The sequence below is a fragment of the Oceanisphaera pacifica genome (assembly GCF_017498065.1).
Classification (GTDB): domain Bacteria; phylum Pseudomonadota; class Gammaproteobacteria; order Enterobacterales; family Aeromonadaceae; genus Oceanimonas; species Oceanimonas pacifica.
On record NZ_JAGDFX010000016.1, the window covers coordinates 66,521 to 89,549 of the forward strand.

General features: G+C 47.7%; 21 protein-coding genes and 2 pseudogenes. 4 read left to right on the top strand and 19 right to left on the bottom strand.

Annotated features, from left to right (window positions below; translation table 11 throughout):
• Positions 1 to 7 precede the first annotated feature (7 nt).
• Positions 8 to 1,510, bottom strand: a complete 1,503-nt coding sequence (locus tag J3U76_RS12720) for an aldehyde dehydrogenase family protein (protein WP_208006355.1) — start codon at positions 1,508 to 1,510, stop codon at positions 8 to 10.
• A gap of 159 nt (positions 1,511 to 1,669) precedes the next feature.
• Here J3U76_RS12720 and J3U76_RS12725 point away from each other — a divergent pair, with 159 nt between their 5' ends.
• On the top strand, positions 1,670 to 2,581 hold the full coding sequence (locus J3U76_RS12725) for a LysR family transcriptional regulator (RefSeq protein ID WP_100638809.1): 912 nt from the start codon (positions 1,670 to 1,672) through the stop codon (positions 2,579 to 2,581).
• 13 nt (positions 2,582 to 2,594) lie between these two features.
• On the opposite strand, the gene J3U76_RS12730 is transcribed toward J3U76_RS12725, so the two are convergent.
• Positions 2,595 to 3,608, bottom strand: a complete 1,014-nt coding sequence (locus J3U76_RS12730; RefSeq protein WP_100638810.1) for a zinc-dependent alcohol dehydrogenase family protein — start codon at positions 3,606 to 3,608, stop codon at positions 2,595 to 2,597.
• A gap of 68 nt (positions 3,609 to 3,676) precedes the next feature.
• On the bottom strand, positions 3,677 to 4,273 hold the full coding sequence (locus tag J3U76_RS12735; protein ID WP_100638811.1) for a TetR/AcrR family transcriptional regulator: 597 nt from the start codon (positions 4,271 to 4,273) through the stop codon (positions 3,677 to 3,679).
• A gap of 252 nt (positions 4,274 to 4,525) precedes the next feature.
• Between J3U76_RS12735 and J3U76_RS12740 the strand changes: the two genes are divergently transcribed.
• The gene (locus J3U76_RS12740; protein WP_100638812.1) at positions 4,526 to 5,152 is read left to right on the top strand and encodes a glutathione S-transferase family protein; all 627 of its coding nucleotides are present in this window, start codon (positions 4,526 to 4,528) and stop codon (positions 5,150 to 5,152) included.
• Positions 5,153 to 5,283: 131 nt separating this feature from the next.
• Here J3U76_RS12740 and J3U76_RS12745 read toward each other — a convergent pair.
• Positions 5,284 to 5,592: pseudogene (locus tag J3U76_RS12745) on the bottom strand (efflux RND transporter permease subunit); the annotation flags it as partial.
• On the opposite strand from J3U76_RS12745, the pseudogene J3U76_RS14775 reads away from it, so the two are divergent.
• A pseudogene (locus tag J3U76_RS14775) lies at positions 5,585 to 6,229 on the top strand (DUF4277 domain-containing protein); the annotation flags it as partial. The pseudogenes J3U76_RS12745 and J3U76_RS14775 sit on opposite strands and share 8 nt — an antisense overlap.
• Before the next feature lie 441 nt (positions 6,230 to 6,670).
• Here J3U76_RS14775 and J3U76_RS12760 read toward each other — a convergent pair.
• The 9 genes from J3U76_RS12760 to J3U76_RS12800 all read right to left on the bottom strand — a co-directional run bounded on the left by J3U76_RS12760 (position 6,671) and on the right by J3U76_RS12800 (position 15,649).
• The gene (locus tag J3U76_RS12760) at positions 6,671 to 7,909 is read right to left on the bottom strand and encodes a benzoate/H(+) symporter BenE family transporter (RefSeq protein WP_208006359.1); all 1,239 of its coding nucleotides are present in this window, start codon (positions 7,907 to 7,909) and stop codon (positions 6,671 to 6,673) included.
• A gap of 73 nt (positions 7,910 to 7,982) precedes the next feature.
• Positions 7,983 to 9,323: an MFS transporter gene (locus J3U76_RS12765; RefSeq protein WP_208006360.1), complete on the bottom strand. Its 1,341-nt coding sequence runs from the start codon at positions 9,321 to 9,323 to the stop codon at positions 7,983 to 7,985.
• Positions 9,324 to 9,429: 106 nt separating this feature from the next.
• Positions 9,430 to 10,209: a benzoate diol dehydrogenase BenD gene (gene benD / locus J3U76_RS12770; protein ID WP_208006361.1), complete on the bottom strand. Its 780-nt coding sequence runs from the start codon at positions 10,207 to 10,209 to the stop codon at positions 9,430 to 9,432.
• Entirely contained in the window at positions 10,206 to 11,234 is a 1,029-nt protein-coding gene (gene benC, locus J3U76_RS12775; RefSeq protein WP_208006362.1) for a benzoate 1,2-dioxygenase electron transfer component BenC, read from the bottom strand. The genes benD and benC overlap by 4 nt, the downstream gene beginning before the upstream one ends.
• A gap of 17 nt (positions 11,235 to 11,251) precedes the next feature.
• Complete coding sequence (benB, locus tag J3U76_RS12780) at positions 11,252 to 11,737, bottom strand: benzoate 1,2-dioxygenase small subunit (protein ID WP_208006363.1); 486 nt, start codon at positions 11,735 to 11,737, stop codon at positions 11,252 to 11,254.
• Positions 11,734 to 13,110, bottom strand: coding sequence for a Rieske 2Fe-2S domain-containing protein (locus tag J3U76_RS12785; RefSeq protein ID WP_208006364.1), 1,377 nt, complete (start codon positions 13,108 to 13,110; stop codon positions 11,734 to 11,736). The genes benB and J3U76_RS12785 overlap by 4 nt, the downstream gene beginning before the upstream one ends.
• A 153-nt stretch (positions 13,111 to 13,263) precedes the next feature.
• On the bottom strand, positions 13,264 to 14,118 hold the full coding sequence (catA, locus tag J3U76_RS12790; RefSeq protein ID WP_208006365.1) for a catechol 1,2-dioxygenase: 855 nt from the start codon (positions 14,116 to 14,118) through the stop codon (positions 13,264 to 13,266).
• 81 nt (positions 14,119 to 14,199) lie between these two features.
• The gene (catC, locus tag J3U76_RS12795; RefSeq protein ID WP_208006366.1) at positions 14,200 to 14,493 is read right to left on the bottom strand and encodes a muconolactone Delta-isomerase; all 294 of its coding nucleotides are present in this window, start codon (positions 14,491 to 14,493) and stop codon (positions 14,200 to 14,202) included.
• 37 nt (positions 14,494 to 14,530) lie between these two features.
• Positions 14,531 to 15,649: a muconate/chloromuconate family cycloisomerase gene (locus J3U76_RS12800; RefSeq protein WP_208006367.1), complete on the bottom strand. Its 1,119-nt coding sequence runs from the start codon at positions 15,647 to 15,649 to the stop codon at positions 14,531 to 14,533.
• A gap of 103 nt (positions 15,650 to 15,752) precedes the next feature.
• Here J3U76_RS12800 and J3U76_RS12805 point away from each other — a divergent pair, with 103 nt between their 5' ends.
• Positions 15,753 to 16,661, top strand: a complete 909-nt coding sequence (locus J3U76_RS12805; RefSeq protein ID WP_243454245.1) for a LysR family transcriptional regulator — start codon at positions 15,753 to 15,755, stop codon at positions 16,659 to 16,661.
• A gap of 110 nt (positions 16,662 to 16,771) precedes the next feature.
• Here J3U76_RS12805 and J3U76_RS12810 read toward each other — a convergent pair whose 3' ends face one another.
• From J3U76_RS12810 to J3U76_RS12835, 6 genes are all read right to left on the bottom strand, one after another.
• Positions 16,772 to 17,623: a dioxygenase family protein gene (locus J3U76_RS12810; RefSeq protein ID WP_208006369.1), complete on the bottom strand. Its 852-nt coding sequence runs from the start codon at positions 17,621 to 17,623 to the stop codon at positions 16,772 to 16,774.
• A gap of 45 nt (positions 17,624 to 17,668) precedes the next feature.
• Positions 17,669 to 18,727, bottom strand: coding sequence for a maleylacetate reductase (locus J3U76_RS12815; RefSeq protein WP_208006370.1), 1,059 nt, complete (start codon positions 18,725 to 18,727; stop codon positions 17,669 to 17,671).
• A gap of 192 nt (positions 18,728 to 18,919) precedes the next feature.
• Entirely contained in the window at positions 18,920 to 20,812 is a 1,893-nt protein-coding gene (locus tag J3U76_RS12820; RefSeq protein WP_208006371.1) for an FAD-dependent oxidoreductase, read from the bottom strand.
• Positions 20,813 to 20,889: 77 nt separating this feature from the next.
• Positions 20,890 to 21,861, bottom strand: a complete 972-nt coding sequence (gene catA / locus J3U76_RS12825; RefSeq protein ID WP_208006372.1) for a catechol 1,2-dioxygenase — start codon at positions 21,859 to 21,861, stop codon at positions 20,890 to 20,892.
• Between the two features lie 61 nt (positions 21,862 to 21,922).
• Complete coding sequence (catC, locus tag J3U76_RS12830; RefSeq protein ID WP_208006373.1) at positions 21,923 to 22,213, bottom strand: muconolactone Delta-isomerase; 291 nt, start codon at positions 22,211 to 22,213, stop codon at positions 21,923 to 21,925.
• A 66-nt stretch (positions 22,214 to 22,279) separates the two neighbouring features.
• Positions 22,280 to 23,029: enolase C-terminal domain-like protein (locus tag J3U76_RS12835; RefSeq protein ID WP_208006374.1), on the bottom strand; the 750-nt coding region annotated here is incomplete at its 5' end.

Below are 23,029 nucleotides of genomic sequence, written 5' to 3' on the forward strand. Positions count from 1 at the left end.
CGTTGCATTAAAAGAGGCCCGGACCGGACTCATTCAGGCTGATAATGATATTTTTCTTCTCGGTGTAACTATCCAGCACCATTTTGTGGGTCTCCCGACCAATACCGGATTTTTTGTATCCACCAAAAGGCGCATGTGCAGGCAGTTCGTGATAGGTATTCACCCATACCCGTCCTGTTTTGATAGCGCGAGCAATGTTGAGAGCGCGATTGATATCCTGCGTCCAAACTGCGCCTGCCAAGCCGTACTCAGACTCATTGGCCAGCTCAATCACCTCGTCATCATCTTCGAACGACATAACCACCAAGACAGGACCGAAAATTTCCTCTTGTGCCACCCGCATTTTGTTGCTGGCATCAACGATAATCGTCGGAGAGATAAAGCAACCACGTTCCAGATTCGCACCAACCAGTCGCTCCCCCCCAGTAACAATCCGTGCGCCTTCCTGGGTAGCCAGATCGATATAGCCGAGGATCCTTTCCATCTGTTGCTGGCTGACCTGGCTTCCCATTTGGGTGTTAAGATCCAATGGATCTCCAACTTTTATCCCCTCAAACCGCTCCTTAAGCGCATTAACAAATTCGTCGAAGATAGACCGATGGACGAACAGTCGAGCGCCGGACTCACACACTTCCCCCTGATTGAGAAGAATCGATGTGACAGCCCCTTCCAAAGCCTTCTCGATATTTGCATCAGGAAACACAATGTTGGCTGATTTCCCACCCAGCTCTAAAGTCGCCGGTATCAGCTTTTCAGCCGCGGCCTTAGCTACGCGGTATCCAACCGCTGTAGACCCGGTAAAGGCCAACTTATCAACCCCCGGATGATCAAGCAGTGCTTGCCCGGCTTCCGGGCCGTTGCCAGTTACGATGTTGACGGTTCCTTGGGGTAAAACTTCGTTAAGGATTTCCCCCAAAGTAAGCAGAGTAATTGAGGTCATCTCTGATGGCTTAATAACAATCGTGTTGCCAGCTGCCAGGGCCGGAGCCAACTTCCACGCAGCCATCAAAAGAGGGAAATTCCAAGGAATAACCTGTCCAACAACGCCAACAGGCTCGCTCAACACTATACTCAGAGTCTGGTTATCAAGTTGTGCGGCCTCGTCGCTATGAGAACGAATAACACCTGCGAAATAACGAAAATGGTCAACGGCCAGCGGAATATCGATTTGACTGGATTCCCGCAACGGCTTGCCATTATCCAGAGTTTCCAAGTACGCAAACTCTTGTGCTCGAGCCTCAAGTAAATCAGCTATCGAGAGCAACGCGCGCTGACGCTCCACAGGGGAAGTGCCGCTCCAGCGGGGAAAAGCCTCACGTGCGGCCTTTACTGCCAAATCCACGTCTTCACTATTTGCTAACTGCAGATTAGAGAGAACTGCTCCTGTTGCTGGGCTAACCGTTTGGACCGTCCTGCCAGACCGGCTTTCCACCCATTGACCGCCAATCAGCATGCTATAGTTCGGCTTGATAAATTCCTGAACGTTTTCTTTCGTTAAACTATGACTCATTCTCTGCTCCTACCTTTGTCGAAACATCGTTGTGGACACAATCCATAGCAAACCCGCATTCGAGCTCGCGCGTTCACCTGGTATCGAGTCATGACAAAAGCGATCTTACGGTGGCATACTTACAAGCAGAAACAGTAATTATTGGTTACAACTACAAATATGAATGGTATTAGTCGGATCGACTTAAAACAGCTAAGGGTTTTTAAAGCACTCTTAAAAGAGCGAAACGTGACACGTGCCGCCGCCCAGATGGGCCTCACCCAGCAAGCTGTAAGTGCTCAACTGAGCAAGCTTAGGGATACGTTTCAAGATCACTTGTTCCTGCGCTCCGCACAGGGCCTCATTCCCACGCCGCTGGCTGAACAGCTTGAGCCAAGAGTGAATGCAGTGTTCGAGAGTCTTGCGGCACTATCACCACCCGACAGGTTTGACCCTGCCGAAGTGCATACGACCTTTGTGATATCTGCGACGGATTATGCTGTAGCGGTTATATTGCCAAGATTGATGGCGAAGGTAAGAGCCCAAGCTCCGGGGTTAAAACTGATCATCAGGGACTTTGAAAGCGATCGACTGTATCCGCTTCTGACATCGGGAGACCTCGATCTTGCATTAACTTTTCCTGCGTTCGTCCCCGATGGTTGTCAAACGAAATGGTTGTTCTCCGAACACCACATCTGCGTAACAAGGAGTGATTCTCCGATGCAAAGCCGGCAATTCACCATTGGTGACATTGCCGATTTGCCCCAGATTATTGTCTCCCCGACAAGAGCAAACCTGATCGGTTCAGCGGATGACTGGTTTGCAAGCAAGGGCTACAGCCGAAACATTGTTATGTCGGTACCGAGCTTCGCCGCTGCGCCGGCCTGTATCGCCTCAACTGACTGCATAGCTTTCTTGCCCTCACGCATTCTTCCGAACCCACTTGTTCGTCCGATCCAGCTTGATGATTCACCGCCCTGCTTCGATGTCATTGCCGCATGGCACCCTCGCTCAAGCCAGGACCCGCTGCACAAGTGGATACTTTCACTTCTCCAACAGGAATTCCCGGCGCAACAGAGCGCTAACCAATAGGGGCGCCCGACGGTTACCACTCAACAACGATTTTGCCAAAGTGACTGCCGCTTTCCTGGAATTTGAACGCGTCTGACAAACGTTCCAGAGGGTAGCTGCAGTCGATCACGGGGCGAAGATTATTCTGTTCCAGTGCTGCAACGTATTCCTGCTGCTGGCGGCGACTGCCAACCACCAACCCTTGCAGGCGAGCCTGCTTCGCCATCAACAACGAAGTGGGCACCTCGCCACCGCGCCCTGTCAATACGCCAATCAATGCTACATTTCCACCGACGCGAACAGCCTGCAATGACTGCCCAAGCGTTCCGGGCCCACCAACCTCAACAACATGATCAACACCCCGCCCTTTGGTTAATGCGAGCACCTCGGCACCCCAATTCGGACTTGTCCGATAGTTAATAACATCGGTTGCACCAAGGGCCCGAGCCCGTTCAAGCTTCTTGTCAGAAGACGAGGTAATAATGACTCGCGCCCCCATGGCTCTGGCAATCTGCAAGGCCGCAATGGATACGCCCCCGGTGCCGAGCAACAGCACGCTATCCCCTGCCTTGATTCCGCCCTCAACCACTAACGCCCGCCACGCTGTGAGGCCCGCTGTGGTGATCGTTGCCGCTTCGGAATGCCCCCAGCACGCAGGTGCATGGGTAAAATAGTGTGCTGGCCGCACCACATACTCAGTTGCGTAGCCGTCTATTCCATCACCTGGAGTTCCCCGGAAATTGCCTACATCATCAAATGCCCGACCGTCCTGCCATTGAGGGAAAAACCCAGACACAACGCTTTCGCCAACAGCGAATTCAGTCACGCCTTCACCAACAGCCTCGACCACTCCCGCACCGTCGGACATCAGAATCCGCCCATCGGCGGTTGGGATACTGCCATTAGCGACCAGTAAATCGTGGAAATTCAGGGAGGTTGCATGTATTGCCACACGTATTTGTCCCGGTCCGGGTTGGCCAGGGTCGGGCAGATCACTCAGCTCCAATTGATTCAGCCCACCCGGGGCCCGAAGAATAACCGCTCTCATAAGGATTCCTCTATTCTCATAAATAGACCGGTCGTCTATAGTTAGATTAAATTTTTTCCGGCTAGCTCTTAATTCAACCCCAGCAACCCTTGTGTTGCCTCAAACGCAGACTCCAAGGGCTCACGGTTGCGTGTGATTTTCGCTCGCAGGCTTGCACCCAACCATAATTGATAGAGAGTTGACGCTGTCGTTTTTGCATCCAGGTGAGCAGGTAACGAGCCATCAGCAATGCCGTCCTCAACTGCCCGGGCAAGTCTTGCGATAACTCGGTCCGTTCCCTGTTGCAACACAATGCGCATGGTTTCGGATAAGTCGCTAACTTCGGCTGCAAGTTTTACTGCCAAACACTTACCTTTCGGGTCGCAGGCCGACTGAGTTTCCAGCCAAACTTTCCAATAACCGATCAATCGCTCTGCTCCGGACAAGCCCGGGCGCGAGAGTAGTGCCTCAAGAGAGACTTGGTAGTCCGAAAAATAGCTCTTGAGTAACTCCTCACCAAAGGCTTCTTTGGACCCAAAATAATGATAAAAAGACCCTTTGGGCACACCAGCAGTCTGCAGAATTTCACTCAATCCGACAGCACTGAACCCTTTGCCACTGATAATACACTGGCCGGTTTCCAGGATATGACTACGTACATCGTGAACATTAGCTTTTGATTCCATAAACAGATTCTAAGCCGGACTAGACCAATTGTCTAGACGAGAGACTCTGGTTGTGCGCGGAGACCTATGGAAAACAAACACTCGACCAGCTGCTTTTATTACGCTTGGCTGCCATATCGCAAGACGGCGATGCATTATGATTAGACCGGTCGTATATGATGTGAGATAGTAATAATCTCACGTTTGAGTGGGTAGCCACCCGGCAAAACCGCCTCTTCACTCATCTCGCACAAATCTTCCGGAGTTATACATATGATCCTCGTTCATCACTTAAACGATTCGCGCTCACAGCGTATTCTCTGGTTGCTCGAAGAACTGGGCCTTGAGTACGACATTAAACGCTATGAGCGTGATTCGGTTACACATCTGGCGCCACCAGAGCTGTTGCGCATTCACCCACTGGGTAAGTCGCCGGTCATTGAAGACGGCAGTTTCATCATCCATGAATCCGGGGCAATTATTGATTATCTCATCAGAAAGTATGCTGGAGACCTCCTGCACCCTACTCCTGAAAGCCGGGCGTATGAGCAATATGTGCAGTGGCTTCACTACGCTGAGGGATCGGCAATGCTTCCTCTGCTGTTAAAGGTTTATGTTGATCCTCTGGGAGATGGAGGTGCAGCTCTGCAGCCGCGCATAAACAGTGAACTCAATAATCATTTGGGTTTTGTAGAGGCTTCGCTGGAGGGTAAAACCTTTCTGCTAGACGAACTGTTCAGTGCCGCAGATATCCAGATGAGCTTTGTTGGGGAGATTGCAGGCTCGTTTGGCCTATTACACCAACGTCCTAACCTGACAGCTTGGATCAAGCGGCTCCAAGCCCGCCCAGCATACCAATCTGCCTTAACAAGAGGTGGCACCTACCGTTTAGCCGACTAGTATAAAACCTGTAGGCTCGATTGAGGTGTTTAGTGTGAATGGCAGATCCATTAAACACCTCAATCAACGCCTTCCTCGTTATTCAGGATAACCCTGCAGTCAGCCTTACCGACATTATTCCCAGTGCTTTATTAATTCACCGTCTCCGGATAGTCATCCACGGCAGGGACCTTCGCTCGCTGAATAACGGCATAAAATACCGGCGTAAAGAGCAGCCCGAAAACCGTCACACCAATCATTCCGGAAAACACTGCAATACCCATGGCGTGACGCATCTCTGCTCCGGCGCCCGTGCTCAAAACAAGTGGAACCACACCGGCAGTGAAGGCAATTGACGTCATCAAAATGGGCCGTAACCGCAAACGACACGCCTCCACAATTGCCTCATAATGCCTTTTCCCCTGAAGATTCAGATCTCTAGCAAACTCCACCATAACAATTCTTTCTTATCACATCAAGAATCTCGACCATCTAGACTTGGTAGCTGGCATGTGCCGTGAACTTAGACTCCCATGCGTAGTGAACTCCATTATACCTAAGCAAGACGAGCGTCATGTTAGTCATGGTTAAGCTAAAGTTACTATGATTATCAATGGTTTAGGGTCTCATTACCGCACGTTATATATGGTTCCTCAATTCTTTTCTGATAAGCAGACTGAGCGTCTACTGCGATAGGGGATCTTACCCAAGTATCTCAATGATGATGCGTTAGGCTGATGTATCCCTGCTCTACCAAGCCATCGCCGACAGCTGGGCTTGATAGAAGCACCGTTCATCTTGATATCAGCAGTCTCATCTGGATGGACTTATGCTCACATTCAGCTAGCTAAGGGCTACAGCCGTGATCATCGACTTGAGCTGAATAGAGCTTATCTGTGAAAATTTACTGTAATGCCCGTTTATATGCAGGCAATGAACAGCAACACAAATGATCAAAGAGCGTTTGCTGATGTCATTAAAAATCACGTAAAGCCTTCAAAATCAGTGCAGCAAAGCCGTTAATTCATTGGTTATGCCGCTTTGTATATCGCTGAGCCCATTTGTATTTTGCACCAGCAACACTTTTTTATTCCCAGATCGCATGGATACTAGTTATGCCATCATACAGATTTTATTTACATAACATATAGTCATCTTCCGCTCTATACATTACTTAATAATGAACCATAAATTTCATTATTTCTTGAGCAGCTGCTTTTTGAGATAAAACAGAGATAATTGAAAAAAATAAGAGATAGCTATCTAGAGGTTATACTGTGGTGAAATGAGGCGTACTTTTTTATGATTACAGAGTATATGCATGATGGCATAACATTACGCACCTCTTGCAGCAGAGAAGATAGCAACGCAATTATTTATACGCTTAGAGCAGAATTAACCAAGCTCAGCTTGGTCAGTAAACAGCGACAATGCTGGATGAAAAAAGGGCATCTTGAGAAAGTATTAATAGCTGGCATATAATCAGAGATTAAAAATTAAACACTCATGCGTCCGCCCTGAGAAAAGACTGTATATCCATCATTTAATTTTTCTTTTTTCCCCCAACTTTATTTTTACTCCTAACGTGCTCTTTTGGTGTTTTATAAATGAAGCAGGCCTTCCCGTCAATACCAAATGAACTGCATAACCAATCACTACACCCCATAATGCTGAGGAAAGTCCATATAATGATAAACCTGACGCTGTAATGAAAAAAGTGATGAGCGAAGCCTCTCGATCACGACTATCCTCCAGCGCGGCCAATAAATTACCCGAGATAGCGTTCAGCAAGGCTAACCCCGCTAGTACAGCGACAAAGGCGGCAGGTAATGAAGTAAATAAACTGACGATACTGCCAGCGAACAACCCCCCGATCAGATAAAAAACACCATTAAAAACACCGGCAATATACCGACGACTAGGCTCGTGATGAGCATCTTTTCCTGCACAAATGGAGGCCGTAATAGCGGCAACCACTATGCTGATGCCACCAAACAGCGCTAAAGGTACCGATACCAAGCTAGTAACACCAATCACGGGTCTAGCATTCACTTGGTACCCTGCATTATGCAATACGGCGATGCCGGGTAAAAACTGGCCAGTTAGGCTGACCAGTACTAACGGAAGTGCCAAGCTGAGAGTAGAAGATAAATTCCACTCGGGCTTAATAAGTTGAGGCACCGCCAACTCCCAACGCACACCAGTAAGAGAAGCCCCTTCTAATATTACTGCCAGTATCACTCCGGAAATTAATAACCAAATCAAAGTATAAGGCGGGCACACTCGGCGACAGACTACATAAACAGCCAGCATACCCAAAGCAAGTCCAGGGGCCATTTCGATGGTCATAAATGCACCGATGGCAAACTGAAATAAGATGCCTGCCATCATGCCTGCCGCCAACCCTTTGGGAATGGCACGTACCAAAGTATCGAAGCTACCGGATAGTCCAATTAGCAGCATGATCACTGCGGCGCTAATATAAGCGCCAATAGCTTCATTCAAAGATAAATCAGGAAACAAAGTAACTAATAACGCTGTACCCGGCGCTGACCACGCGGTCACCACCGGTATTTTTAGCCAAAGTGATAATAAAATGCCGGCGACCGCTGAGCCAATCGAGATAGCCCACACCCAAGAAGTTAACATTTCCTGAGAGACATCAGCACTGGCACCAGCTTGAAATAAGATAGCCAGAGGGCCGGCATAGGATATAAGGACGGCTAAAAAACCAGCGGTAACGGCGGATAGCGAAAAGTCACGTAACAATACCTTCATGACGCCGCTCCTAGTATTAAAGAAAGATATAAAACCTCTTCTACGCTAAGCCGAAGAGGTTTATCATGGGGTATCAACTGATTTTAGCCATACTAGCTGCACGGCGTTGCTGACTAGCACCAAGGCGGCGATCGACCAAAGCAATGGCCAAAGTAGCGATAACTCCCGGTACGGCTAAGGCTGCAAAGTTCAGTTGGTGGGGCAACGCCATGGCTAGCAGTACACCACCCAGTATCGGTCCAACGATGGCGCCATTACGACCAATGCCCGAAGCCCAACCTAGTCCGGTAGAGCGGATATGAGCAGGATAGTATTGCGCAACATAAGCATAGAGCAGTATTTGGGAACCTATGGTAGTGGCACCCGCAATTCCCATCAATACATAAAGAACCCACATCGGACTTTCATAACCCAAAGCAATTAAAGAAGCGGAGGCCAGAATAAAGAAACTGGCCAGCACCGAACGCAGCGAAAAACGATCAGCTAACCAGCCTCCACCCACTGCCCCGATGATGGCACCTATGTTTAATACCATGAGAAACATCAAACTAGAACTAAGCGCGTAACCAGCAGCAGACATTAACTTTGGTAGCCAAGAGCCTAGAGCATACACCATTAGCAAACAGCAGAAAAAAGCGGTCCAAAACATCATAGTGCTTAAGCCTCGCCCCTCGCGAAACAGCTCTAAAACCGAAGCCTTGGTAGTAGATACAGGCGGCACCACTAGCCTATCTTGAGTAGTGATCCGCTGCTCTGGAGCAATTTTTTGTAATATATGTCGAGCTTCTTCTTCACGTTTTTTTACCATGAGAAAGGCAACAGACTCTGGTAGATATTTAATCATTAGTGGCAATAGCAACATGGGAATAGCCGCCAGATAGAACATAATTTCCCATCCATTGTTCGGCACGATCCAAATCCCCAATCCTGCGGACATCATACCGCCCACGGCGTAACCACTAAACATTAAAGCCACCAACGTGCTACGGCTTCTTTTAGGTGAGTATTCACTCATCAACGAGACCACGTTGGGCATCACCCCCCCAATCCCTAGCCCAGCGATAAAACGCAGAATACCGAACTGCCAAGGATTACTGGCTAAACCATTAATTACCGTTGTCCCGCTAAACAACATCACACATATAAGTATGGTTTTTTTACGTCCTAGCCGATCGGACAGCATGCCAAAACCCATTGCACCAAACATCATGCCAAATAATGCGCTGCTGCCTAGTAAGCCCGCCACGTATGGACTAAGGTTCCATTGCTCCATTAATAAGGGCAGAACGACGCCGTAGATCACCAGATCGTAACCATCAAAAATAATGATTAAAGAGCACCAAAATAGTACTTTCCAATGAAAGCTACTAAATATGGCATTATCAATGGTGTTGTTTACATCGATATTTCTCATGGGGTATTACTCCGCTTGTTATCCTTAAAGTCGGAAGTGTGAGAGAACAGCTCTCTCCCGTGCGCCTACTAAAAACCGTCTTTTCCTCCGACAGTCCCTATTAGTATTAACCTTGGTCCCCGCCTGCTACGGGAAGAATGGTGCCTGTAATATAATTAGCGTCGTCTGACGCAAGAAATAAAATGGCAGCCGCTTGTTCGTCCAATGTGCCGTACCGACCCATCATACTGCTGGCTTCAGTTTGTTTAATTAGCGCGCCATACCACTGTTGCTCGCGCTCACTTTGTGTTTGTGTATTACGCGGGGTTAATCGGGGGGGAGCTTCGGTTCCACCCGGCGCCGTAGCGTTCACACGAATACCGTGCTCTGCATATTCAAAAGCTAGGTTGACGGTCATAGCATTCACCCCCCCTTTGGCTGCGCCATAAGGCACCCGCATCAGGCCTCTGGTAGCTACCGATGACACATTGACAATAACGCCACTTTGCTGCTTTACCATATAAGGTAAAACAGCACGACAGCACCACAGAGTGGGAAACAAGGAACGCTGAATTTCTTTCTCGATCTGTTCTGGTGTGTAATGCTCATAGGGCTGAGCCCAGATAGTACCGCCCACGTTATTGATTAGGATGTCGATTCGGCCGAACTCTTGCTCAGCCGTAGCCATGACTTTTTCTGCACCCACCCAGGTCTCTAAGTCCGCTTGAACCGCAATGGTTTCTGCACCTTGCTCCATAAGGTCGGCTGCTCTCTGATGTACATAATCAGCTAAATCGACTAAGACCAATCGAGCACCCTCTTGGGCAGCACGTTCGGCAACTCGATGCCCGATGCCTTGTGCGGCACCGGTGATCACCATAACTTTGTTACTAAAACGTGGGTTCATGCGACGTGCTCCCCAATCGCTACCTGACTGGGAGTAAACTTCTCGTAATGGAAAGAATTCGGCTCTATGTCATGCTCATGGAAATAACCTAACACTGCATCTACCATAGGCGGTGGACCACACAGATAAACGTCGACATTGCCCTCTTGAATAGGCGCGTCTTGCATATGGTTAGTCACAAAGCCCTTAAGCGGGTGAGAGCTCTCAGTGCTGGAAATCACGGTTTTAAAACTAAATAGCTCTATTTCGGCAGCGAACTTTTCCAACGCAGCTACACCGACCAAGTCATCATCATGAGTGACACCATAAATTAGGTGTATCGGTTGATTGAGTTCGCTGTTCTTGAGGTGTTCTAGCATTGATAAGAACGGCGCAAGGCCAGTACCGCCGGCCAGCATCAGGACTGGCTTCAGCACTTGGCGTAAATAAAACACGCCCATAGGACCTGTTAAGTTCAAGATGTCACCCGCTTTACATTGCCCCACCAAATAGCTACTCATTAAACCGCCGGGTACGTTGCGAATTAAAAAGCTCAGATCACAACTACCTGGTGTAGAACTAAAGGAATAAGCTCGAACCTCTTCACTACCAGGCACTTGAATATTTACATACTGACCCGCTAAAAAGCCGACATCTTCGTCTGCAGTCATTTTCAGTTCGATGGCAGTAGCAGAGATCAGGTTAACCTCAGTGACCGTTGCATTTACGGTAGCTATCCCCGTCTTGCACAAAGAGGAAGCTGTAGGGATTTCTACTACACAATCACTGCTCGGAACCATCTGACAGGTCAACACCATTCCCAACTCAGCTTCATCATCGGTCAGGGCTTCATCGATATATTCGTCACCAAGCTCGAAGTCACCTTGGTGGCAACTCCCTTTACAGGTTCCACACACACCATCGGAACAGTCCATTGGCAGATTAATCTGGTTACGATAGGCCGCATCCAGCACTGTTTCCCCTTCGTTACAGCTAATGAAGCGAGTAACGCCGTCTTCAAAATTAAGTGCTATGTTGTAACTCATGATGGCTTTCCTACTGGTTACAGATGATAAATATCAATCACCTGGTTGATATAGTCGTTATTTAAAATTACTTTCTTTTCGGTTATTACTGGTTGCTCGGCACTGATATCCAAGGTGTAGAAAGCAATACCGAAAAAGCTCTCAGTCTTGTGATAGCGATGACTATTGGTCTGCCAATTAAAGCGCAATTTCACCTGATCATCGGTTTGCTCTAGCACTTCGAGATTGGTAGTCAGGTGCGTCGTTCGAGGCTCTGGCATCGAGCTCGCCCCAGAGCGCTCGGTCTTAATTCGATACACTCTGTCTTCCAAACCTCGGCGGCTAGGATAGTAAATCAGGGAGATCTCACGCTGTGGATCTTCCGTTAACTGATCTTCATCGTCCCAAGCCGGCATCCAGTACACTACGTCTTCGTGGTAACACTTAAGCCATTCGTCCCACTCGCGGTCATCTAAAAGGCGTGCTTCTCGGTAAACAAACGCTTGGATTTTTTCAAAGTTCATTGGGCATCCTCCATAGAAGTAATCGAAATAAGCTGAGCGCGCTCATTGGCTACCGCTTTAAGCATTTCATCCACCCAATGCTGATGGTGAACGACATACAGACCTTCATCTTCAGGCTTGAGCCCGCTGAGGACAGGATTAAGACCAATCGCTTTAGCGCTGCTATCTGGCCCTGTTACCCAATGCTTAGCTCCGCGGCTCATATCATTCCACTTTAAACCACTGGCTTCGTAGCCTTCCTGACAGGCTCGAAACTCTTCTAGGTCATCTGGAGTCCCCATGCCGCTGACATTAAAGAAATCTTCATACTGACGTAGGCGCTTAGCACGATCTTCCGCTGGCTCATTTTTAGGGGCCCAGCAATAAATGGTAATCTCTGTTTTATTAACAGAAATAGGACGCAGGACGCGGATCTGAGTAGAAAACTGATCCATCAAATAAACGTTAGGGTAAATGCACAAGTTCTTGGTGGTATTAACAATGGAGTCGGCACGCGCTTCACCTACATCTTGCTGTAAGCGCTCCAGCTGACTAAATACCGGACGCACTGCAGGATTAGTCAATCGGGTCCACAACATGATATGGCCATGTTCAAAAGCGTAAAACCCACCTTCGTTGGACCAGCTTTTAGCATCTACCGCTTCAGTGCCGCCCTTTTCGTAGTTACGCTGGCTCATGGTAGATAAGTAGTTCCAGTGCACTGTCCCAACATGGTAGCCATCAGCACCATTTTCAGCGGTCAGCTTCCAGTTTCCTTCATAGGTATAAGTAGAGGTACCACGCAATACTTCGAGACCGTCTACCGCCTGATCCACCATATTATCGATGATCTTAGTGGTCTCACCCAGATACTCAGTTAACGGCAATACATCTGCATTCAGGCTACCGAACAGAAAGCCACGGTAGTTTTCAAAGCGTGGCAAGCGCTTGAGATCATGGGAGCCATCGGTATTAAAGTTGTCTGGGTAGCCGCCCTTTTTTTGGTCTCGCGCTCTAAGTAACTTGCCGTCATTTTTAAAGGTCCAACCATGGAATGGACAGGTAAAAGACGCTTTATTACCCTGTTTTTTGCGGCACAAAGTGGCTCCACGGTGTGAGCAAGTATTTAGCAGTGCTCTTAGTTCACCTTCTTTCGTGCGAGTTACCACTACTGGCTGACGGCCGACGGTAGCGGTGTAATAGTCTCCTGGGTTTTCGATTTGGCTTTCGTGAGCTAAAAAAACCCAGTTACCTTCAAAGATGTGCTTCATCTCTAGTTCAAATATTTCTTGGTCGGTAAAAGCACTGCGATCACCGCGGTAATGTCCAGTAGCAGGATCCGCTTCCACGGCTCCTCGAATTTGCTCTTCTAATCGGTCAAGTTGGCGAGTCATAGCTAACTTCCTTTTAATTTTTTTTAGTCACCATTACTGGTAATAAGGTGCAAGAAGCTGACCAGCCCATAATTGAGCTGGTTTCTTACTAAGTCTTTATTCAAATAAGGTAATAAGTGTGGGTAAAGTTCGATACCTTTATTACCGACTTTATTACTCAGGTTTAGGATCTAGTACAAAGTCATAATTAACACGATGTAAACCGTCATCCCCTTTCTTAGGATTAAGTATTAGCTCCGGCTTCACAGCACTTGCCACATCATCGTTGATGTAGTCCCCTTCATTAAAATAAAGCTGCGTGATAATGCCGTTATACCCAGGGTGCGAAACTAATAGGTGAAGGTGAGCTGGTCGCCACGGGTGACCACCATAAGATTCAATAAACGCACCTGTAGGCCCATCATGAGGGATTCGGTAGGGAACAGGATACAAAGTGGTTATAGAAAAATTACCATCATCGTCGGCTACAATGGTGCCACGGAGGTTCCATTCTGGAATATCAGGCGCAAACTGTGAGTAATACCCATCGGCATCGTTACTCCACATTTCTACATGCGCGCCCGCTAAGCCTTTGCCTTCTAAGTCTGTTACTTGCCCAGAAAAAACTAGCTGTGGAGCCGATAAATCTTCTTCACGCATAGGCATAGTAGTAACAGAAGGTAGCTGTGGTGCATTTGGCACATAATAAGGTCCTTCAATGCTCCCTTTTGTGCCTTTAAATTCATGACGCTGGTAATTTACTTCTTCTATGTGATGCTCTACAAAAACATCACAGAAAAGTGGCCACTCACCACCTTCACCCACATCGATCAACCACTGCTTAAACACATTGTATTCGTCATAAGTCACTTCGTGCTTGCGAATAACGTCTCCTACTCCATTAAGTAAGTCTTGGTAAATAGCGGCGGCTCTTTCTTTAGTCGTATCGGAGCTAACTCTTTCTGATTTAAATTTTTCGGTAGCGGCGCTTCCGGAACCTTGAGCACTAGGGGTATGTTCTAAAGTCATGCGAATGTCCTCTGCTTTATTTAATTCACGGATCTTATTTATATCTATTGCAATATGCGTAAACTTGTTTTAAGTCATCGCTTAAGCGTCACTGTCTCTAATAGAAGAGGGGTGTCTGCACAGAGCCACTACCGCCGTGATTTCCATGTACGGGAATAATGGTAAATTACTAATAAGCTCCTGTAGCTCAGCATTATCTTCCACATCAAAGATGCTCACGTTGGAATAGCTACCCGCTACTCGCCACAAATGACGCCACTTACCTTGCTGCTGTAATTCTTGGGAATAAGCTTTTTCACGAGCTTTCACCTCATCGATAACATCAGCAGGCAGCTCATGAGGAATATTTACGGTCATTTCTACTTTGAACAACATATCTTTCTCTCCGTTTAATAAATGGTAATAACAGCAGCTACTTACGGCGATACTGCGCCAGTTTGTCTTCATCAATGGCTACGCCTAATCCAGGCCCTGCCGGCAGCTCGACACCGTTATCATGAAAGTTCAACCGTTTAACCACTATGTCGTCCTTCATTAGCAAGGGACCAAACATCTCGGTACCCCAATGAAGTTGCTCGAGGGTAGACCAGGCATGCAGTGACGCAACTGAGCCGATGGTCCCTTCTAACAAGGTGCCACCGTACAAACCAATACCTGCGGCACTGGCTACATGCGCTACTTTTAACGCCTCAAGCGGACCGCCTGCTTTGGCAATTTTTAGGGCCACAGCACCGGAAAAGCCCCCCGCAGATAAACTAAACAAGTCACTGGCATCGGCGATGGATTCGTCCGCTAAAATAGGAAGGTGAAATTTTTGTGATAACCGCACTAAGGCTGCTAAGTCTTTCATCGGTGTCGGCTGTTCAACCAAATCAATCCCTGCCGCCTGTAACTCAGCCATACCTTTAGCCGCAGTGGCTTCGTCCCACGCTTGGTTAACATCCACTCGTACACTGGCGCTATCGCCCACCGCGGCCTTAATCGCAGCCACGTGGCGGACATCGTCCATTAGCGCACGAGAGCCAATTTTTAATTTAAAGTCACAATGACGCTTGGCAGAAATTAGGCTCTGTGCTTCATCGATGTCCTTCGCAGTATCGCCACTGGCCAACGTCCACAGCACAGGAATATGTTGATGAATTGCTCCGCCTAATAAATCGGATACTGAACAATTTAATCGTTTGCCTTGGAGATCCAATAGCGCGGTCTCTATGGCCGATTTTGCTAAGAAATTACCTTGAGCGACCTGGCTTATCCTTACCTTTAAGGTATTGATACCGTCTGCAGGTAAACCAGTAAGCAGCGGAGTAAAGTAAGTATCTATGGTCAACTTGATACTTTCTGGGCTTTCAGGCCCGTATGCCAGACCACCAATGGTGGTAGCTTCACCCAATCCCTCAAGACCATCAGAGTCCTTGATTCTTACTATCACCATGGTTTGAACGCCCATGGTAGTCATAGAAAGCTGATGCGGACGTATGGTTGGGATATCAACCAATATTGCTTCTATGGACTGAATGATTGCTGACATGTAATCTCCATGCGTAATTTCGTAAATACTTGTTAAGGGGAAGTTACACTTGTGAAATAATGTAAGCCAATATCAAATAAGTCGTTAATGATACTCAGGAGGTATGGATGTGGAGTTAAGGTATTTACGGTATTTCATTGTGGCAGCAGAAGAGCTAAATTTAACCCGAGCGGCAGAAAGGCTGTTTATCGCTCAGCCACCGTTAACTCGGCAAATCAAACAATTAGAAGATGAGTTAGGGGTGCAGCTATTTATACGTAAGCCCAGAGGGTTAGAGCTCACTATTGGGGGGAAACACTTTTTACACCAGGCTTATGGCATCATTAACAGGGTTGACGCTAGCATCAAAAGTACGCGACAGGTGGCACTTCATCGTAAAAAAACTTTTTCGATAGGCTTTGTACCCTCGGTATTTTACGGTCAATTACCTTTGATGGTGCGGCGCCTGCGCCGCAATAAAAACTTAGAAATAGTCTTACATGAATTAAAAACCCAGGAACAAATTGAAGCGCTAAAGAGTGGGAAAATCGATGTGGGTTTTGGTCGTATACATATAGAAGATCCGGATGTAGATCAAAAAGTATTATTCAATGAGCCCTTGATTGCCGCTCTTCCTGACGCTCATCCACTCACCCGGAGAGTACCTTGCTTACAACAGTTATCCGAGATGCCGATGGTTGCTTTTCCAGCGGGCCCCGCGCCTAATTTTTCCGATATGACATTAGGGTTGTTTCATCGCGAGGGTCTTCAGATAGAAATCATTCAACAAGTTAATGACTTACAGACGGCTTTAGCACTAGTGGCATCAGGAATGGGGTTTGCTTTGGTCCCGGAACAGGTGAAAAAACTACATCGCGAAGGAGTAGAGTATGTATCGGTAGCTGACGACAATATACGTACGCCAGTCATTATTTCTCGCCGCACTAATGACAACCCAAATGCCGTCATGCGATTAGTGAATACCATCTTGACTGAGATGGTAAACAACCGCTTACGTGGCCATTATCCATAAAGCTGACTTCATCGTACTGGTTGTAGCTACATAGCGACTCTAGAACTGTAACGTAAATGTGGTTAGGAGAAAAGGTCCGCCACTGAAAACTGATACTTCATTAGATATGACTAATCACGCTCATAAACCATAATAAAATCAAACTTAGCCTGCCATTTCGTCTTCCTGTTTTTACTGGGTATATAATCAACAAGGAGTGAATCCTTTACTCCAAAGACAGTATCAGACATGAGGTAGGGATCACCTGATACGAAGGTATGGGTGACGATGCGCTCAAAGTTTGGATGGTTAAGCATGAAATGCATATGAGCGGGCCGCCAAGGGTGGCGCCCAAGACTCTCTAGCATCTTCCCCACAGGCCCATCATTGGGGATTGGATAAGGAACCGGTTTAATACCTGTGAACCAGTAGCGACCATCGGCACCGGTTATAAATACCCCTCGGTTATTCCAAGTCGGTTGCTTACTAGGTTGTTGAACATCGTAAAAGCCCTCATTGTTATCAGACCATACATCAATCCGTACTCCCTCAACCGGATTACCGTTTAGATCCAGCACGCGCCCTTCATAAAGACAGGGCTCACCCTTACCATCCAAAGAGATGTTCGCACCCATTTTCAACTCTGGAGCACCCTCAACATGAAAAGGGCCAAACACAGTATTTTCAGTAGCACGTTCGGGTCGCCGATGCTGAATCGCATCTACTAACATAGATGCGCCCAGAGTGTCAGAAAGAAGAACAAACTCCTGACGCTGGTCATCGCACATTAGGCCAGTATCCGTCAGAAAGTCGATAGCCACCTGCCACTCACTTTGTGTTAACTCCACATCCTTGATGAACCCATGCAGATGCGTGACTAAAGACGCCATCACTTCGCACAGCCGCAGATTAATGTCCTTGCCCATACGGGCATTGACTGTCTCAATGGACATTTTCTCTGTAAAATAATAATTCTTCGTCATTCACTATTCCTCACTTATATTTTTCCCAAACGAAACCTTGATAGATTATGTTGGCCGAGTACCGCTCCAAGCATGCTGAAGCAGTTCGCGCACAGCTTCTCTAGTTATAGGTCGAGGGTTCCAATAGGCGTTTTCCACTGCTAAGTCCGCCGCTCTATCAAGATCAGATTCAGCAAGACCTAGCTCTTTCAGTGTCAAAGGAGCGCCAATCAATTGAGCAAAGTCATACAGACCGCTGCCCAGTTCGCCATCAAACAGCTGAGTGACAGGTGCCAGGGCTCTTTTTGCATCTTGAGCGTTATAAGCTGCCGTATGGGGAAGCATGACGGCGTGCGTCTCGGCATGAGACAGATCAAAACTTCCCCCCAGCGTATGACAAATTTTATGATGTAGCGCCATTCCGACTGTGCCCAACACCGTGCCACACAGCCAAGCGCCATATAAGGTATTATTGCGCGCCGTCAGGTTATACGGTTGCTCGACAATCAGAGGTAAAGCTATTTTAAGGACTCGAATACCTTCCAAGGCCATCAAATCGGTGATGGGGTTGCTATTTTTGGAATAAAGGGCCTCTATAGCGTGAGCCATCGCATTCAGACCACTGGCTACGCTGATGGCTACCGGCAGCCCAAGCGTCAGTTCAGCATCATAAATAACGACGTCGGGCAATACAGAAGCATGTTTAATAGTAGTCTTTATGCGATTCTCCGTCTGTCCCAAAATAGGAGTCACCTCAGAGCCTGCATAGGTGGTCGCCACTACCACCTGAGGCGCATGAGTGCGATAAGCCATCGCCTTGCCCAGCCCAATAGCTGACCCTCCTCCCAGAGTGACGATACAGTCAGCGCCCAACTCGGCATACACCGCCATGGCACGCTCGGTCACCGCGACCGGCGTGTGCATAGCAGCTTCACTAAAGATGCCAACACCTAATCCTTTAAGCTGGCGGTGGAGGCACTCGGCATCTTCGCGTCGTGAAGGGGTGGACAGTACTAGCGCGTTCGAACAGCCTAAATGGCGGATTTCATCAGCAATTTTCGACAAACTACCAGGGCCAAACAGAATACGAGCGGGATTAGCGGTATATAAAAAACAGTGAGCCATAAAATTCATCCATAAGAACAGCTATTCATAGTAGCTAAAATAAAAACAGCACCTAAATCATCTGATTGGGTGCTGCTAAGAGGTATGACAATTATCACTACCCTATTTAAACCACATCATAATGCTCACTGACAAAGACCTACTTAGCGCTTTTAGTAAGTAGTCACTTTGAGTGGCATACACTTTTTACTGCTATGCATATACTAGCTCTGACTGAGATGCAGCCTTATGAGTATCATCAACAGCTATCTCTTTGTGCAGTAACGCTGAGAACACCTTAAATAAAGCCGCTTCTGGGTCTTCTACCATGCGGTAAGCGCGCCAGCCAATGTGCTTATCGGGGCGCACTAAGATAACGCCATCTTCGTCAACTTCGCGTTGGCGTAACCAGTCACCATAGAGATCTTGAACTGGCTGCCCTTCACCTACTACTACCGTTGTTATCTCAATATCTAATCGCTCAGACACTCGAGCTGCAGCGTCGGCCCAAGCTTGACCGGTAATACCAGTAAAAATAGTGAAACATGTACCTTTAGCAATATCGTGAGTAGAGTACTTTTCCTTTTCGTCTCCTAACCATGCATGAGGCAGTCGTAAGCCCGGAAAGGTTGACTTTTGATGGTGCAACATTGGATCTTCGGTTAGCTCTGGGCGAGGCTTATCATCGGTGACCACCGCCGTTGAATCATAATAGTGTCCAATCTCAGTGCCTTGGGCGTTAAACTCATAATCTTTGGCATCCAGTGCGGCACGAAGCGCTGTTCGACGACGAGCGCCTCCGGGAGAGTTTTCCTTGCGTAACGCTAGCTTCTCAGTGAACTCTTCATTTGTTGTTGCATCGGTGACACCCAACGCATCGAAAATGGGCTTATATTCAGCGCTAGAGCCGTTTGCGCGAGTAACGATCTGTTTGGCTATCGGAGCACGTTCGATGGAATAGCTTTCCAGCAATTCTGGGCCCGCTTTCTCCTTGATAACATAGGCTAGTTTCCAGCATAGGTTATAAGAGTCCTGAATGGAGGTATTAGAGCCTAAGCCATGGCTAGGCGGGTGCTTGTGAATGGCATCTCCCGCACAAAATACGCGGCCTTTTTGTAGATGAGTAGCGTACTGGTTGTTATTGCCCCACAATGAATAACCAAGTATTTCTACTTCTAAATCCTCAATCCCTACTAGGTTACGGACGATCTGAATAGCTTCCTCGTTGTCGAGTACAGGTGGCTTCCCATTAATGTCAAAACCCCACACCACTAGCCACTCGTTCCACGGCCGAACCATACGTACTAAACCTGCGCCCAAGCCACCAATATTGGAGCCTGGGTGAAACACCCAATAAAGTATTGATGGTCGATGGGCAGCGAGGTGAGATAAATCCGCTTTAAAGGTGATATTCATAGAGCCGCCAATGTCCATATCTCCTTCCATTGGCAAATTAATGTCTTCTGCTACCTTAGAGCGCGCACCATCAGCACCGATCATATATTTGGCACGGATGGTATATGTATGACCAGTAAGACGATTAAGCACTTGAACACTCACACCCTCGTCATCCTGAGTATGCCCAAGGTACTCAGTAGAAAACTGGGTTTGCGTACCACGCATGGTGGCATTCTTGAGTATAATCGGCTCCAGCAAGGTCTGCGGAATATCACAAGGCATGGACGGAGATGCTAACTCATAGTCAGCACGACGATCAGGTCGGTTACCCCAAGTGGGTCTACGGCCGATTTCCTCACCAGCAAGCGATTCGCAATAAACAGTATCACCCATCAGCTCATGGGGTACGGCTTCAGCCAGTACCTGATCCTCAATACCGGCGTCTCGCAATACTTCCATGGTCCGCTGATTAGTAATGTGCGCTCTAGGAGTATTGGCTGTCCAACGATATTTGGTGATCATTATATTAGCAATGCCCTGATTGGACAGGAACAAGGCGGCAGCGCTGCCCGCAGGTCCTGAGCCAACAATTAACACATCAGTTTGAACAACATCGTCTTTATCTGGGGTATGAGTAGCGGTGATGCCGTCGTCGAAGATAACGCTGCGGGTACGTTTTTTAACATCATCAAATTGCTGTGTAGTCATATTCAGAACCTCTATTCTTTATAGAGAGAGCTCAGGGGGAACTCTCACTCTGCTAAATCCATAGCTTTAATTGATAATCAGACGGTAGCAGTACCTGCCAGCTGGCTTTCTTGAGACTCGCTCTCCATGGCGCGAGGTCGCTTATGACGGTTCTGTAGCTCGTCTTTTTCGGTAGGTGATAATTCAATATCAAATACCACCTCAGTGACGGGGCCATCAGCACCGTGTTGTTTAGCTTCAACGTGCTCCTCAACTCGCTTACCTTCGACCACCAATTCTTCACGGGTAGCAAAAGCAAAGTCATCATAGGTGTACTTGTCACCTGCTAGATTAATTTGAGTTGTGAGATGCTGTAGACCTGGTGCAGAAACAAAATAATGAATATGAGCCGGACGCTCACCGTGACGACCTAGCATCTTGAGTATTTGATCTGTCGGGGCACCTTCAGGTACACCGTATCCGGAAGGGATCACGCTTAGTGCATGATATCGGCCCTCAGCATCAGCAATAATAGTGCGGCGCAAATTATAAGGTGACTGACTTTTATCAAAGAAAGAGTAGCCGCCTTTGGAATTACAGTGCCAAATTTCTATTTTCGCACCTGGGACCGGATTACCAGTGGTGTCACGCACTTGGCCATGCAACCACATAGTTTCGCCATCAAGATCTGGATCATCGTCCATACGTGCAAAACTCTCGAACTCGGGCGCGCCAGCTACATACAATGGCCCTTCGATGGTGCGTGGGGTTCCACCGGTGCGTTTCGCCTCCTGATCTGCAGCATCCATGCGCATGTCCATATAGTGGTCAAACCCTAAGCCTGGAGATAGCAAACCAAACTGAGAAGCTTGCCCTAAAGCGTTCAACAGACTGACGGCGGACCAGTACTCTTCGGCAGTGATGTCAAAGTCGTCAATAGTACGGTATAGATCAGATAAGATACGGTGCGTAATTTTCTTACCGCGTTCACTACCGCCTTTTTGGTCAAAACCTGCAACCGTCTTCAAAAAATCCTGAACTTCTGGGGTATCAAAAATCTTCACGTTCATAGTCACTTCCTCAATATTTTCGTTGTGATATTTTCCACTTTAGAGTGGACAAAAGAGCGAATTAGCTATCATCAGAGCTGATCGACGACGGATGACGGCACAAAGGAGTTACGCTAATATCCATATAAGGGAACAGAGGTAGCGCGCTGATTAGCTCCTGCAGCTCAGTGTTATCAGCCACATCAAAGATGCTCACGTTGGAATAGCTACCCGCTACTCGCCACAGGTGACGCCACTTGCCTTGCTGCTGCAGATCTTGGGAGTAGGCTTTTTCGGTAGCCTTAATTTCATCTACCACCTCAGCCGGCAGGTCGTGAGGGATATTTACTTTCATTTCAACTTTAAACAGCATGATTATTACTCCATAAGTAAGGGGGTGACGGATATTAGTTTCCACTCATCCTTATGTGCTATTCCGCTATTTGCGGCGATAATAGACCAATTTGTCTTCATCTATCTCTATGCCGAGACCAGCCCCAGTAGGTAGCTCGACACCGTTATTTTGAAAACTTAATCGTTTAACCACTATGTCGTCCTTCATTAGCAAGGGACCAAACATCTCGGTGCCCCAATGAAGTTGCTCGAGGGTAGACCAGGCATGCAGTGACGCAACTGAGCCGATGGTCCCTTCTAACAAGGTGCCACCGTACAAACCAATACCTGCGGCACTGGCTACATGCGCTACTTTTAACGCCTCAAGCGGACCGCCTGCTTTGGCAATTTTTAGGGCCACAGCACCGGAAAAGCCCCCCGCAGATAAACTAAACAAGTCACTGGCATCGGCGATGGATTCGTCCGCTAAAATAGGAAGGTGAAATTTTTGTGATAACCGCACTAAGGCTGCTAAGTCTTTCATCGGTGTCGGCTGTTCAACCAAATCAATCCCTGCCGCCTGTAACTCAGCCATACCTTTAGCCGCAGTGGCTTCGTCCCACGCTTGGTTAACATCCACTCGTACACTGGCGCTATCGCCCACCGCGGCCTTAATCGCAGCCACGTGGCGGACATCGTCCATTAGCGCACGAGAGCCAATTTTTAATTTAAAGTCACAATGACGCTTGGCAGAAATTAGGCTCTGTGCTTCATCGATGTCCTTCGCAGTATCGCCACTGGCCAACGTCCACAGCACAGGAATATGTTGATGAATTGCTCCGCCTAATAAATCGGA

Excerpts from the sequence above, each read along its gene's own strand:
- J3U76_RS12720 (WP_208006355.1), bottom strand. The coding sequence starts at position 1,510 with ATGAGTCATAGTTTAACGAAAGAAAACGTTCAGGAATTTATCAAGCCG.
- J3U76_RS12725 (WP_100638809.1), top strand. The coding sequence starts at position 1,670 with ATGAATGGTATTAGTCGGATCGACTTAAAACAGCTAAGGGTTTTTAAA.
- J3U76_RS12730 (WP_100638810.1), bottom strand. The coding sequence starts at position 3,608 with ATGAGAGCGGTTATTCTTCGGGCCCCGGGTGGGCTGAATCAATTGGAG.
- J3U76_RS12735 (WP_100638811.1), bottom strand. The coding sequence starts at position 4,273 with ATGGAATCAAAAGCTAATGTTCACGATGTACGTAGTCATATCCTGGAA.
- J3U76_RS12740 (WP_100638812.1), top strand. The coding sequence starts at position 4,526 with ATGATCCTCGTTCATCACTTAAACGATTCGCGCTCACAGCGTATTCTC.
- J3U76_RS12760 (WP_208006359.1), bottom strand. The coding sequence starts at position 7,909 with ATGAAGGTATTGTTACGTGACTTTTCGCTATCCGCCGTTACCGCTGGT.
- J3U76_RS12765 (WP_208006360.1), bottom strand. The coding sequence starts at position 9,323 with ATGAGAAATATCGATGTAAACAACACCATTGATAATGCCATATTTAGT.
- benD (WP_208006361.1), bottom strand. The coding sequence starts at position 10,209 with ATGAACCCACGTTTTAGTAACAAAGTTATGGTGATCACCGGTGCCGCA.
- benC (WP_208006362.1), bottom strand. The coding sequence starts at position 11,234 with ATGAGTTACAACATAGCACTTAATTTTGAAGACGGCGTTACTCGCTTC.
- benB (WP_208006363.1), bottom strand. The coding sequence starts at position 11,737 with ATGAACTTTGAAAAAATCCAAGCGTTTGTTTACCGAGAAGCACGCCTT.
- J3U76_RS12785 (WP_208006364.1), bottom strand. The coding sequence starts at position 13,110 with ATGACTCGCCAACTTGACCGATTAGAAGAGCAAATTCGAGGAGCCGTG.
- catA (WP_208006365.1), bottom strand. The coding sequence starts at position 14,118 with ATGACTTTAGAACATACCCCTAGTGCTCAAGGTTCCGGAAGCGCCGCT.
- catC (WP_208006366.1), bottom strand. The coding sequence starts at position 14,493 with ATGTTGTTCAAAGTAGAAATGACCGTAAATATTCCTCATGAGCTGCCT.
- J3U76_RS12800 (WP_208006367.1), bottom strand. The coding sequence starts at position 15,649 with ATGTCAGCAATCATTCAGTCCATAGAAGCAATATTGGTTGATATCCCA.
- J3U76_RS12805 (WP_243454245.1), top strand. The coding sequence starts at position 15,753 with ATGGATGTGGAGTTAAGGTATTTACGGTATTTCATTGTGGCAGCAGAA.
- J3U76_RS12810 (WP_208006369.1), bottom strand. The coding sequence starts at position 17,623 with ATGACGAAGAATTATTATTTTACAGAGAAAATGTCCATTGAGACAGTC.
- J3U76_RS12815 (WP_208006370.1), bottom strand. The coding sequence starts at position 18,727 with ATGGCTCACTGTTTTTTATATACCGCTAATCCCGCTCGTATTCTGTTT.
- J3U76_RS12820 (WP_208006371.1), bottom strand. The coding sequence starts at position 20,812 with ATGACTACACAGCAATTTGATGATGTTAAAAAACGTACCCGCAGCGTT.
- catA (WP_208006372.1), bottom strand. The coding sequence starts at position 21,861 with ATGAACGTGAAGATTTTTGATACCCCAGAAGTTCAGGATTTTTTGAAG.
- catC (WP_208006373.1), bottom strand. The coding sequence starts at position 22,213 with ATGCTGTTTAAAGTTGAAATGAAAGTAAATATCCCTCACGACCTGCCG.